10 protein-coding genes and 1 pseudogene are annotated in these 12,825 nt (G+C 63.5%); 5 read left to right on the top strand and 6 right to left on the bottom strand.

All coding sequences use genetic code 11. The features are described 5' to 3' along the window. Positions 1–10 precede the first annotated feature (10 nt). Entirely contained in the window at positions 11–643 is a 633-nt protein-coding gene (locus tag J5T34_RS07350) for a cation transporter (protein ID WP_053821792.1), read from the bottom strand. 160 nt (positions 644–803) lie between these two features. On the opposite strand from J5T34_RS07350, the gene J5T34_RS07355 reads away from it, so the two are divergent. Then, complete coding sequence (locus J5T34_RS07355) at positions 804–1,700, top strand: sterol desaturase family protein (protein WP_082371464.1); 897 nt, start codon at positions 804–806, stop codon at positions 1,698–1,700. Positions 1,701–2,099: 399 nt separating this feature from the next. Here the strand turns inward: J5T34_RS07355 and J5T34_RS07360 are convergent, their stop codons facing one another. The 5 genes and pseudogenes from J5T34_RS07360 to J5T34_RS23910 all read right to left on the bottom strand — a co-directional run bounded on the left by J5T34_RS07360 (position 2,100) and on the right by J5T34_RS23910 (position 8,927). Next, positions 2,100–2,453, bottom strand: coding sequence for a copper-binding protein (locus tag J5T34_RS07360; protein WP_053821791.1), 354 nt, complete (start codon positions 2,451–2,453; stop codon positions 2,100–2,102). Further along, positions 2,450–5,620, bottom strand: a complete 3,171-nt coding sequence (locus J5T34_RS07365) for an efflux RND transporter permease subunit (RefSeq protein WP_062799358.1) — start codon at positions 5,618–5,620, stop codon at positions 2,450–2,452. Before J5T34_RS07365 ends, J5T34_RS07360 begins: the two co-directional genes overlap by 4 nt. Further along, a complete protein-coding gene (locus J5T34_RS07370; RefSeq protein WP_062799361.1) occupies positions 5,617–7,158 on the bottom strand; it encodes an efflux RND transporter periplasmic adaptor subunit in 1,542 nt (513 codons plus the stop codon). Before J5T34_RS07370 ends, J5T34_RS07365 begins: the two co-directional genes overlap by 4 nt. Continuing rightward, positions 7,155–8,456: a TolC family protein gene (locus J5T34_RS07375; RefSeq protein WP_062799363.1), complete on the bottom strand. Its 1,302-nt coding sequence runs from the start codon at positions 8,454–8,456 to the stop codon at positions 7,155–7,157. The genes J5T34_RS07370 and J5T34_RS07375 overlap by 4 nt, the downstream gene beginning before the upstream one ends. A gap of 70 nt (positions 8,457–8,526) precedes the next feature. Beyond that, a pseudogene (locus J5T34_RS23910) lies at positions 8,527–8,927 on the bottom strand (hypothetical protein). A 238-nt stretch (positions 8,928–9,165) separates the two neighbouring features. Between J5T34_RS23910 and cueR the strand changes: the two are divergent. The 4 genes from cueR (at position 9,166) to J5T34_RS07400 (ending at position 12,752) form a co-directional block, all read left to right on the top strand. Continuing rightward, positions 9,166–9,594: a Cu(I)-responsive transcriptional regulator gene (cueR, locus tag J5T34_RS07385; protein WP_062799367.1), complete on the top strand. Its 429-nt coding sequence runs from the start codon at positions 9,166–9,168 to the stop codon at positions 9,592–9,594. Between the two features lie 5 nt (positions 9,595–9,599). Then, complete coding sequence (locus J5T34_RS07390; protein WP_371558780.1) at positions 9,600–12,035, top strand: heavy metal translocating P-type ATPase; 2,436 nt, start codon at positions 9,600–9,602, stop codon at positions 12,033–12,035. Between the two features lie 96 nt (positions 12,036–12,131). Beyond that, the gene (locus J5T34_RS07395; RefSeq protein ID WP_062799371.1) at positions 12,132–12,389 is read left to right on the top strand and encodes a hypothetical protein; all 258 of its coding nucleotides are present in this window, start codon (positions 12,132–12,134) and stop codon (positions 12,387–12,389) included. A 120-nt stretch (positions 12,390–12,509) separates the two neighbouring features. After that, positions 12,510–12,752 carry a hypothetical protein gene (locus tag J5T34_RS07400; RefSeq protein WP_116359830.1) on the top strand — a complete coding sequence of 81 codons (243 nt, stop codon included), beginning with the start codon at positions 12,510–12,512 and terminating at the stop codon, positions 12,750–12,752. Positions 12,753–12,825: the final 73 nt, after the last annotated feature.

Consider the following 12,825-nt stretch of genomic DNA (forward strand, 5'->3'; position numbering starts at 1 on the left):
TGGTCGGAGGTTAAGTTGCCTCGGAACGGGCCTTTTCCTCATGTTCTGTCGCGTCAACCAGGATTTCACGACCTCCGTTAGCGGCGATCGCAGATACCACCAGACCCAGAACCAGGTCTGGCAGGTTGGAGCCCGACCACATCACGAGCGCTCCGGACAACACAATGGCCAGATTCACAATCGAGTCGTTGCTGGTGAATATGGCGGAAGCCTTGAAGTTGACGTCTTCCCCGCGGTGGCGTTTCAGTAAGCGCAAGCAAATAATGTTCAGCGCCGCATTGATCGCTGCCATGACCATCATCGCCGGCCCCAATGGCGCCTCGCCGCCAAAGAACCGGCGCAGGACTTCCACGCATAGCATCAGGGCCAGCCCAATCAAAAGCCACCCCGATAGCCGCGCTGCCCGCACCTTGATGGCTCGCGATCGGCCGACGGCGTACAGGCTGACGCCATACACCAACGCGTCGGCAAGGTTGTCCAGAGCCGCACCAAGCACCGCCGTGGACGCCGCCCAAAGGCCCACGCCCATACCTGCCAGACATTGGCTGACATTAATCAGTAGTACCAGCCACAGAATCCGGCGGTCGGCCGCCTGACTCGCGTCGAGGTCAAGGCGTTCTTTGTCGGGGAAGTGGTCGTTCATGCAACTCCTTTGTTAACCCGCCTGTTTCCACAGAAGATCTGAGTAATTTCACACCCCGTACCTGCTATAGAGTCAAGACGTCGCCCGCACACAGCATGTTTATTCAAGCTAGCTGTCTGTCGCTTGGAGAAACTGGAGGAAATTGAACTCTGGAGTCGCAATGACAGCGCGTTCTGTGGTGCGGTACGGCGCCTATCCGACCATCATGGCCCTGGTAATCACAGGGGTTTCGGTCGCCCCATCCCACGGCACGCCGCTGGCTTGGCTGGCGTTGTGGGCCGCCGCCGGGCTATTTCTTGTTGCTTGGCTGGAGCGCATTGTCCCGTTCGATGCACGGTGGCAAAAGCGGGATCTCGACTTTCCGGCGGATGTCGCCCATGCCGTTGTGAATTTGGCCGTGATGCACGGTGCCGTGCTGGGGTTCGTGGTGCTGCGGGAAGGAACGGGTTGGCCCAAGCTATGGTGGCCTGCGGAATGGCCATACTTGTTGCAGGTATTACTCGCAGGGGCGCCACTGGACCTGTCGCTGTATGCCGTCCATCGGCTCAGCCACCACTACGGCTTTCTGTGGCGGCTGCACAGCATTCATCATTCGTCGCGGCGGCTCTACTGGCTAAACGGGGAACGCCGCCACCCGCTGCATGCAGCCCTGATGGCGGGTCCGGGCTTACTGGTCCTGGGCATACTAGGCGCGCCGGCCGAGGTAGTGGCCGGCTGGTTCGCAATCCTGGCGGTCCATCTGGCATTCCAGCATGCCAACCTGGACTATAGCCTGGGGCCGGTGCGGTATATGTTAGGCGTGGCAGAACTCCATCGCTGGCACCATCGGGAGCGCTTCGCGGACGCGCAGGTCAATTTCGGGGAGTTCTGGCTGGTATGGGACCACCTCTTCGGTACCTTCTATCAACCGCAGGCGCCACTGGGCGCAATCGGCATCGAAGGCGACCCGGTGCCGCACCGCTACGGCGAGCAACTGATTTATCCGTTTGAACGACCGGATCCGCAAGTTCGTCTGGCCACCGAAGACGTCTCGCAGGGCCGCGATGCTGATGTCTAAAGCCGCTCTCGTTGGTGAAACCGGCTCGCAAGCTGCATCCAGCATGAATGCTCAGGTGGGATCTGACAGGACTATTTGCGCCGTCTTGAAGTTATGCGACGTCGCGTGGACGAACCTGATCTGTCATTCTCGAGGCCGCGCTTGATGCGCATCTGGCGACGAAAATGCCAGGCAAGCGAACCTGTAGCACACACCGTGAACGCCACGGCAAACACGATGACAACGATGACTTCACGTGGCAGGTCGAAGGGTGGGCGGCTCACTGTGGCCGAACGTTCATGGAAAGCGGTTTCGATCCCGACGACGCCATTCGGAGGTCTACCGAAGCGGCGTGACGGAGGATTTTGGCCATGGCAGGCGGCACACTGCCCCGATGCGAGCGGTGGTGCCGCCTGAGTTTTACTTGCGCTGCATGTCCACGACTGTCGGCTTGCCGTCGACCGTGTCGAATACGGCGGTAACCGCATCACCTTCCTTGAAGTCCTTCAACGAAGCGCGATCCTTGACCGGGAACGCCATGGTCATGGCGGACATGCCGAGATTTTCGATCGGGCCGTGCTTGAGGGTAACTTTCCCTGCCTTCGCATCGATCTTCTTTACCTCTGCCGCAACCGGGTGGGGGGCCTGCTTCGTTTCGGCTGACGGCTTCATGTCCATGCCCTTCATATCCATGCCGTCCATCGACCCTGCCGCGAACGCAGCCGGTGTGGCAGCGAGAGCAGCCATGATGGCAAGAGTTTTGACGTATTTCATTGTGATTCCTCCGGGAGTGAGGGGTGGGTGGAAAGTGAGACAGATTCGGCCTGCCGTCTGCGTATCAGCAAGTACACCGCCGGCACAACAAACAGGGAAAGCAATGGCGCGGTGACCATGCCGCCAACCATCGGAGCCGCAATGCGCTGCATGACCTCCGAGCCGGTGCCATGCGACCACATGATGGGAATCAGGCCGGCAAGAATGACAGCGACGGTCATGGCCTTGGGGCGGACCCGCAGCACTGCCCCTTCCTGAATGGCGTCCAGCAATGCGGACACGCTGGTTTCGCCTCGGCCCTCGCGTTCGCTCCAGGCTTGCTTCAGGTAGAGCAGCATGATGACGCCGAACTCGGCTGCCACGCCGGCAAGGGCGATAAAGCCGACAACCCCCGCTACCGAAAGGTTGTAGCCCAGCAAGTAAAGCAGCCAGAATCCGCCGATGAGCGCCAGCGGCAGCGTGCCCATGATCAGTAGCGCTTCATCGAGACGGCCGAACACCAGGTACAGCAACACGAAGATGATCAGCAGCGTGAACGGCACCACCACCTTCAGCTTCGCGGTGGCCCGCTCCAGATACTCGAACTGACCCGACCAACTGAGGGAATAGCCCGCTGGCATCGGGACCGCCTTGGCCACGGCGGCCTGCATGTCCTGGACGGCCGAACGCAGGTCACGTCCGCGAATATCGACGTACACCCAGCCCGACAGGCGGGCGTTTTCGCTGCGCAGCATCGGCGGTCCTTGCACCACCTGGAGGCGCGCCACGTCGGACAGCGTGATATGCTGGCCACGGTCGGTGACAATGGGCAGGCTGCGCAGTTGTTCCACCGAGTCGCGGTAGTCCCGTGGATAACGCACATTGATCGGAAAGCGCGCCAGCCCGTCGACCACTTCCCCGACGTTGTCGCCACCGATGGCCGAGGACACGATGCTCTGGACATCCTCGATGTTGAGCCCATATCGCCCGGCGGCCATCCGGTCTATGTCGACATCGACGTAGCGCCCGCCGGACAGGCGTTCGGCGAGTGCAGAGGTGACGCCCGGCACCGCCTTGACAGCATCCTCGATCCTCGTGGCCAGTCGGTCAATTTCCTTCAGGTCGGTGCCCGCCACCTTAATGCCGACCGGGCTCTTGATGCCGGTGGCGAGCATGTCGATGCGGTTGCGGATCGGCGGCACCCAGATATTGGACAGGCCGGGCACCTTCACCACGCGGTCGAGCTCCTCCACCAGCTTGTCCGTCGTCATGCCGGAACGCCACTGGTCGCGCGGCTTGAACTGGATGGTGGTTTCGAACATCTCGATGGGCGCCGGGTCGGTCGCCGTGTCGGCGCGGCCGGCCTTGCCAAACACGGTGGCTACCTCGGGAACGGTCTTGATTAGGCGGTCGGTCTGCTGCAGCAACTGCGCTGCCTTGCCGGTGGACAGCCCCGGGAGCGCCGACGGCATGTAGAGTAGGTCACCCTCATCGAGAGGCGGCATGAACTCGCCGCCAATTCGCATGATCGGCCAGGCGGTCGCGACGAGCAGAATTGCCGCGATCGCTACAGTGGTCTTCGGGTAGGTGAGCACCTTGGCCAACACTGGCTGATAGGCGCGAATCAGCCACCGACTGAGGGGATTGGACTGCTCCGTGGGGATCCTGCCACGGATCATGTAGCCCATCAGGACCGGCACCAGGGTGACGGAGAGGCCCGCCGCCGCGGCCATGGAGTAGGTCTTGGTAAAGGCCAGCGGCGAAAACAGTCGGCCCTCCTGCGCCTCCAGCGTGAACACCGGAATGAATGACAGCGTGATGATCAGCAGCGAGAAGAACAGCGCCGGTCCAACCTCAGCCGCCGACTCGCCGATCACGCTCCAGCGTTCATGGCCGGTGAGATCCAGGCCGGGCTTATCCGCATGCCAATGCTCGAGATGCTTGTGCGCGTTCTCGATCATGACGACCGCGGCATCGACCATGGCGCCGATGGCAATGGCGATGCCGCCCAGCGACATGATGTTGGCATTGACACCCTGGTATCGCATGACCAGAAACGCGGCCAGCACACCCAGCGGCAATGAAACGATGGCAACCAGCGCGGAGCGCAGGTGGAACAGGAAAACCAGGCAGACCACCGCGACGACGATAAACTCTTCGATCAGCTTGTGGGTCAGGTTTTCCACCGCCCGGTTGATCAGGGCGGAGCGATCGTACGTGGTGACGATCTGGACGCCTGCCGGCAGGCTCTTCTGCAGCGTGGCGAGTTTGGCTTTGACCGCTTCGATGGTTTCCAGCGCGTTCTTGCCCGAGCGCATCACGATGACACCGCCGGCGACCTCTCCCTGGCCGTCGAGCTCGGCGATGCCGCGCCGCATCTCGGGACCAAGCTGGACGGTGGCGACATCGCCCAGCCGCACCGGGATGCCGGCGTCGCTGGTCACCAGCGGGATCTGCCGGAAATCATCGAGCGTCTTCAGGTAGCCGCTGGCCCGGACCATGTACTCCGCCTCGCCCAATTCCAGCACCGAGCCGCCGGTTTCCTGGTTGGCGCCCTTGAGCGCCGTAAGCACCTTGCCCTGCGACAGGTTGTAGGCGCGTAGCCGGTCCGGCATCAGGACGACCTGGAACTGCTTCACCATGCCGCCGAGGGACGCGACCTCGGCAACATTGGGCAGCGATTTCAGCTCGAAGCGCAAGAACCAGTCCTGGAGCGCACGCAGTTGACTGAGGTCGTGCTGGCCGGTCTTGTCCACCAGCGTGTACTCGTAGATCCAGCCGACGCCGGTGGCGTCCGGCCCCAGCGCCGGCTTGGCGGCGCCGGGCAGGCGGGATTGCACCTGGTTCAGATATTCCAGCACGCGGGAGCGCGCCCAATACAGGTCGGTGCCGTCCTCGAATAGCACATAGACAAACGAGTCACCGAAGAACGAGTAGCCGCGTACGGTCTTGGCGCCCGGGACCGACAGCATGGTCGTGGTCAGTGGATAGGTGACCTGGTTCTCGACAATCTGTGGCGCCTGGCCGGGAAACGGCGTGCGGATGATCACTTGCACATCGGACAAGTCCGGCAACGCGTCGAGCGGCGTGCTGCGCACGGCCCACAGTCCCCAGGCGGTCAGCATGACCGTGACCAGCAGGACCAGGAAACGGTTGCGGATGGAAGCAAGAATGAGCCGGGCGATCATGGCTTGGCCCCCTGGGTGGTGCCGGCCGGCTCGACTGCGGACAGGATCGCCAGGCCATCCTTGTCCAGGTGGAAGCGGAACCGGATGCGGTCGCCGGTCTTGAGCCCCTTCGGCAGGCCGGCAGGCGGCGCGGCGAAATCCATGGTCATCGCGCCCCACTGTGCCGAGGGAATCGGCCCGTGCGAGATGGTCAGGCCTTCGCGCGTCACGGCCTCGATGCGCCCGACGCCCTCGTGCTCGGGCGCAGCCGCAGCCGGCGCGGAAGCCGCTGTCGTGGCGCTCATGCGTTCGGCCGTGCCACGCAAGCTGGCTTCCGAATCGATGAGGAACTGCCCGGAGGTGACCACTTTCTGCCCCGCTTTCAGCCCGTCCAGCACCTCGACCATGCCGGCGGCCTCGCGCCCGGTCTTGACTTCGGTTGCCACAAAGCCGGCCTTGCCCGCATCGACCATGACGATGCTGCGCTGGCCGGTGCGGATGACGGACTCCAGCGGAATCATCAGCAATTCCTTCTGATCACCGCTGTCAAACCGGACCGTCACGAACATCCCCGGCAACAGGTGCCTGCCCTTGTTGGGCAGGACAATGCGCACCTTGATGGTTCGCGTGGCCGGATTGACATCGGGCAGGACGGTATCGACCTTGCCAACGATTGACTCGGTTGCGCCGGTCGGCGACACCTTGACCGCCCGGCCCGGAGCGATGGCGTGGGCTTGTCCCTCCGGTACCTCGGCAATCACCCAGACCTGGCTCAGGTCGGCCAGGCGAAACAGGGTCATGCCAGGAGACACAGTCATGCCCTCCCGGACCGCAACCTCTGTCACAAGGCCGTCGACGGGGCTCACAATGCCAAGAGTAGGCTGGAGCTTGCCGGATGATTCGACGGTGCTGACCTGGCCGGGGGTCATGCCAGCCTGCAGCATGCGGGCCTTGGCCGCGCTGCGCAGGTCGGATTGGCCACCCGCGGCCATGCGGGACACGGCAAGATATTCCTCTTGCGCGGCCACCCAATCGGGCGAGTACAGCGTCACCAGTGCTTGGCCGCGCCGGACCGGGTCGAGGGTCGCTTTGACCGCTACGTGCTGGACGAAGGCATTCGTCCGCGCCTGGATCACCTGGACACTGCGCTCGTCAATGGCGACATTGCCAGGTGCCTCGAGCACGGCGCTCATCCGGCTCGCCTTGACCTCAGTCGTGCGGATGCCCAAATTCTGCGCGACACGGCTGTCGACCGTGACGCCGCTGCCTCCGCTGCCTCCGGCATCCCCATCCGCATAAACGGGCACGAGCTGCATGTCCATGAAAGGGGACTTGCCTGGCTTGTCGAAACGCTGGCCGGGTACCATCGGATCGTGCCAGTACAGGATCTTCTTGCCAGTGTTCGGATCGGTGTCGCCTGCTTTGAGCGCAGACGCCGCGCCTGGCGCGGCCGTCTGCGCAGATTGTGTGCCGCGCATGACGCCGAGGTGGTAGGCGCCATAGAGGGCGGCACCGATGACAACGACGCCGGCGACCGCGGCAATGACTGGTTTCTTCATTTGCGTTCCTTGGTGGCTGGCTCGGTCTGCGCGGTAGGCAGCGGGATCAGGAAGGTCAAGTCGGCCCACAGCTTTGCCGTCCTGGCCTCCAGCGTCAGCCGCTCCACCGCTGTGTCGATGGCGCGATGGTTGGCCTCGGCGACGGCAAGCAGCGATCCGGTATTGGCCCGGTATGCCGTGAGCGCTGCCTCCGCCTGCTGATTGGCGAGCGGTAAGGTCTTCTCGTCGTAGCGTTGGAGCCGCTCAAGGTTGCGCTGCAGCTCGGCAAGTTTGGCGCCTACCATGGCCTGGGTATTGCGCCGGATGATTTCGGACTTGGCACGCGCTTCATTGGCCTGTGCCAGCCGGGCAGCGACGTCGCGGTCTTGGCGATTGCCCCGGTCCCAGGGCACCGGGAAGCTGACGTTGATCGACCCCATGTTGGAGAAGGCTGGGCCGCGCTGGCTGTACATCAGCTCGACCGTCACATCTGGTGTCCTGGCCTCCGTTGCCACCTGGATCTCCGACTCGGCCAGGGCCACGTCGCGCCGTGCCGCCGCGATCTCGGGAACCGCGTCGAATTCGTCTTTCGCCAGTTGCTGAATGCTCTGGGGTACGTCGAGCGGCGGGCGCTGCGACAGTGTGCGGTTAGCCGCAGGCCCGACCCAGCGCTGCAGATTAAGCATGGCGGTGGCTACGGCGGCCCGGTTTTCGTCGAGGCGGTCATGCAGCTTCTGGACTTCCAGCTCCATCGCCAAGACATCCGCACGCGTGCCACGCCCGCTGCGATAGGCGGCGGTCGCCGCCTGGAGCGCCAGGTCCAGGGGATGGCCGTGATGGCCTAGCAGGACACCGGTCTGCTCGGCATACCACCGATCGAGCCAGGCACCGACGGCATTCCGTTGCACGTTGGCCAGTCCGACCGCGCGCTGCGCCTCGGCGGCAGTCGCCTCGGCTTCAAAGCGCGCCGCCTTGGCGCGGCGCTTGTCCGAGCGCGTGAATTCCTGCATCACGCTGATGGACCGCATGGTCATGAAATCCCGCGTGAGCGAGAACTGGTCCGGCCCGGTCACGGGGACGTTGTTGAGTCCAAGTTTGAGCACCGGGTCCGGCAATTGGCCGGCGGAAACCGCCATTTGCACGGCTGCCTCGACGGCGCCTCGCGAGGATTCGGCATCGCCGGCGTGAGTGGTCGCGAGCGCGACGGTCTCCTCGAGGGAAAGAGAAGGGGCAGATTGCGCAGCCGCGGCATGCGACACCGCCATGCTGAAGGCAGGCGCGCAAAGCAGCGCCAGCGTCAGGCGACGAGGAAAAAGCATAAAGCCTCCATGAACGACGACAGCTACCCGAGTCTAGCTGGGCAGCACCGAATGGGCGTCGATCTGGAGGCTACGTTTGAAAACTGCAGTGAAGGATGTTCAGGGGCGGCGGGCCGCGCGCCTCGACCTCGGCGCGCAGCGCGATGCGAACCTCGGCCGTGACCACGCGCGTGGGTTCCACGACGCTCTTCAGCACTGGCAGGAAGGCCGGAAGCTGCGGTGAAACATGGTCCGCGCTCTTGGAATCTGCCTGGCAGTGCGCCAAGCAGAGCGCACTCTGGTCAGTGCTTGGTCGCTACCGCCAGCCGCCATATCGGCACAGGATTCGGTCATTGCCGCCGTCGTGCCGCTGCCTTCCACCTGATAGCGGCTACCGGTACAGGCGTACGCGGCCGCTGCCAGTTGGACTGTCAGAAACACAACGAGAAGGAGGCCGGCGAACCAGGGATGCCGGCGGACCGAGTGACGCAAGAGTTCTTTGCGGTGGGCGTGATAGTCGCAAGGATACTGTCTTTTGCGGGTAATGCAACCGGACCTTTCGCCCCGGGTCTTCTCGCAACGTGGCCCAAGTTTCCGAAGGATCGTGTCCTTGACCTTCCCACCGGGGCAAGGTCTATCGTTGAGTCATCGAACCCTGGATGCCATCCACCCCGCAGCTTGCTCAAGTTGCGTGTCCGAGACAACAGGGATTGAAGGTAAGGAGCACATCATGAATATTGGACAAGCCGCCGGCGCATCCGGCGTCTCGGCCAAGATGATCCGCTACTACGAAAGCGTTGGTCTTGTGACTTCAGCCGCACGCAGCGCGGGGAACTACCGGGTGTATGGTCAAGCTGACATTCATACCCTGCGCTTCATTGGGCGAGCGCGGGCGATGGGCTTCTCGATGGCCCAGATCCGCGAGTTGCTCGGGTTGTGGCAAAACAAACGGCGCGCGAGTGCAACGGTAAAGGCGATTGCGGAACAGCGAATCCAGGAGCTGGACGCCCGCATTGCCTCACTGTCCAGCATGCGTGACACGCTCCTGTACTTGTCGCGACATTGCGAAGGCGATGACCGCCCCGAATGCCCGATCCTGGATGAGTTCAGCGGCGAACCGCCGAAACATCGAGCGGCAGTACGTGCAACCAGGCAGTGAGCGCGATGACCACGAGCGATCGACAACGGCAATCTCTCGACCCTGCCTCACATCACGCGATGGCAGCAGCGCGAGACGATGAGCACGTAGGGCACGGCAGCGGAAATGCGCCGAATCGACGAGACCATGATTCCACCAGTCACGGCGCTGCCGTCTGTGGGGCCAGTGCACGCGATCCTGTGTGTGGAATGACGGTCATGCGGGATGTGCCATACCAGGCAAGCTATGCCGGGGCACAATACTTCTTCTGCAGTGCCGGCTGCCAGAAGCGGTTCGAGGCCGAGCCGACGCGCTATGTCGAGACACCAAGCGTTTCGGCGCCCGATGAAGGCGAGACGGCGCCGGGCACGACCTATACGTGCCCGATGCACCCCGAAATCCGCGAGGACCATCCCGGGACGTGCCCAAAGTGCGGCATGGCACTCGAGCCGCTCATGCCAAGCCTCGACGACGACCAGAATCCCGAACTCGCGGCGTTTCGCCATCGCTTCTGGTGGACCTTGCCGCTGACGATCGCCGTCGTGTCGCTGGTGATGCTTGGGGACCGCCTCGGGGTGCTGGAGCCCGCGACGCAAAGCTGGGTGGAACTCGTCTTGTCCGCACCGGTGGTCCTCTGGGCAGGCTGGCCCATCTACGTCCGCTGCCTCCAGTCGTTCCGAAACCGCAGCCCGAACATGTGGACGCTGATCGGTCTGGGTACGGGTACGGCGTTCGTCTACAGCGTCGCCGCCACCGTTGCCCCAGAGCTGTTTCCCCGCGCCTTTCTCATGCACGGCCGGATCGCGGTCTACTTCGAAGCCGCGGCCGTCATCATTTCGCTGACGTTGCTCGGCCAGATCTTCGAGTTGCGGGCGCGCTCGCAGACCTCGGCAGCCATCAAGTCGCTGCTCGGCCTGGCCCCCAAGACGGCACGCCGCCTCAATCCGGACGGCAGCGAGGCCGATATTCCGCTCACGCACGTGCATGTCGGCGATCTCCTGAGGGTCCGGCCCGACGAAAAGGTGCCCACGGATGGCGTCGTGAACGAAGGGGCCAGCGCCATCGACGAATCGATGATCACCGGTGAGCCTCTGCCCGTCTCCAAGCGCGTCGGCGACCACGTGATCGGCGCCACCATCAACACCTCGGGCAGCCTGGTGATGCGCTCAGAAAAGGTCGGCGCCCAGACGGTGCTGTCGCAGATCGTGCAGATGGTGGCCCAGGCACAGCGCTCCAAGGCGCCGATGCAGCGGATGGCGGACCGGGTCGCCGGCGTGTTCGTGGTGGTGGTCGTAACCATCGCCTTGCTCACGTTCTTCGCCTGGGGCGTCTTCGGCCCCGAGCCGAGCTGGGTCTTTGGCCTGGTCAATGCGGTGGCTGTACTGATCATTGCCTGTCCCTGCGCGCTGGGATTGGCCACCCCATCCATCATGGTGGCCAGCGGGAATGGCGCGACCAAGGGCATTCTGTTCCGGGACGCGGCGGCCATCGAGCAATTCCGCAAGGTCGACACCCTGATCGTGGACAAGACCGGCACGCTGACAGAAGGCCGTCCGAGTTTTGAACGGGCCTATCGTGTCGATCCGTTCACGGAAACCGAGGTGCTTCGTTTGGCCGCGAGCCTCGACCAGGGCAGCGAACATCCGCTAGCCGCGACCCTCGTCACCGCCGCGCGTGAGCGCGGCCTGGCCCTGGCGAAGGCGGAGGATTTCGCCTCGGACACGGGCATGGGGGTACGCGGCCGCGTCGGTGGCCACCAGCTCGTGCTGGGCAACACCGCCCTGATGCAGCAGGAACAGGTCGACGTTGCACCACTGGCGTCTCAGGCGGATACCCTGCGGCAGCAAGGCGCCAGTGTCATGTATCTGGCGGCAGATCGAACATTGGCCGGTCTGCTTGCCGTCTCCGACCCCGTCAAGGCCAGCACGCCCGAGGCTCTGATGACGCTCAGGCAAGCCGGGGTCCGCGTGGTGATGGCGACAGGTGACGGCGCTGTCACGGCGAAGGCGGTAGCCGGTCGCCTGGGCATCGACGAGTTTCATGGCGAAGTGAAGCCGGCCGACAAGCTGGCGCTCGTCGAGAAGCTGCAAGGGGAAGGCCGCGTGGTTGCGATGGCGGGCGACGGCATCAACGACGCGCCGGCATTGGCAAAGGCCGATGTGGGCGTTGCGATGGGAACCGGCACAGATGTGGCGATGCACAGCGCCCAGATGACCCTCGTCAAGGGCGATCTGCGCGGTATCGCCCGAGCACGCGAACTCTCCGAGGCCACTATCGCCAACATGCGGCAGAACCTGGGCTTCGCCTTTATCTATAACGCGCTGGGTATCCCGCTGGCGGCGGGGTTGCTGTACCCGTTCACCGGCTGGTTGCTGTCGCCGATGATCGCGGCATTGGCCATGAGCCTGAGTTCCGTTTCAGTGATCTCCAATGCGCTACGACTCAGACGCCGCGTGGCGTAGCTATTGTCATGTGTGAATTCGACTCTACCAACCCGTGTCTCCTTGCCTTGCTGCCCAGATCGGGGGGCTAGACTAGGACAAATGCTGGCGTGATTCATGAAGCATAGCCGCAGCCCCTTCACTCGCTTGCTTGCGCTGCTGTTGTTGGCCTTGTGCGCTGACCATCAACAGGACGGTCGGCACTGGGCCGACAGCAACGGTCACGGGCCCGATCTCGGTGTCTTGCCGACTATGGCTGGGCTTGAACACGTTCTGCCGCCCACGCCATACACCTTCCGCATCTTCCACACGGCTGACAGCGCGAACAACTCGCCTGGTCCGGTCTATCTCGCAACGGCCCGCTTGCGCATCTGATCTATCCCTACGCGTGGCCCACTTCGGCCACGTGCTTGACTTTGGTGGCTCTACCCGAGCGTGGGTGCTCTGACCCGTTGCGGTTGAGCCAGACAAAACCGAATACTGGGGAAGATCATCATGCATTCCACTCTCAAGACTCTCGTTCTCATTTCACTCGCCGTCGCGACCGCGCAGGCGCTCGCGGGTCCCGACTGGGACGTCATCAATCGCGCGCGCACTGCAGCGCAACACCCTGCGGCGACCTCCAGTACATCAGCCTCTCAGGCATCGATGTTGGCGCGCTGCAATGCAATGATGAAACAAATGGATTCCCAGTCGACCGGCGGCGGCAGCCCGATGGGGCCTTCCGAGTCCAAGTGACTGAGGGTGCTTCGGCCGACCAGGCAAAGCATGCATCCGTGCAATCCGGCCTCTGGCATCCGCCCTGAGGGAG

This window comes from Cupriavidus gilardii (assembly GCF_017598945.1).
Lineage (GTDB): Bacteria > Pseudomonadota > Gammaproteobacteria > Burkholderiales > Burkholderiaceae > Cupriavidus > Cupriavidus gilardii_E.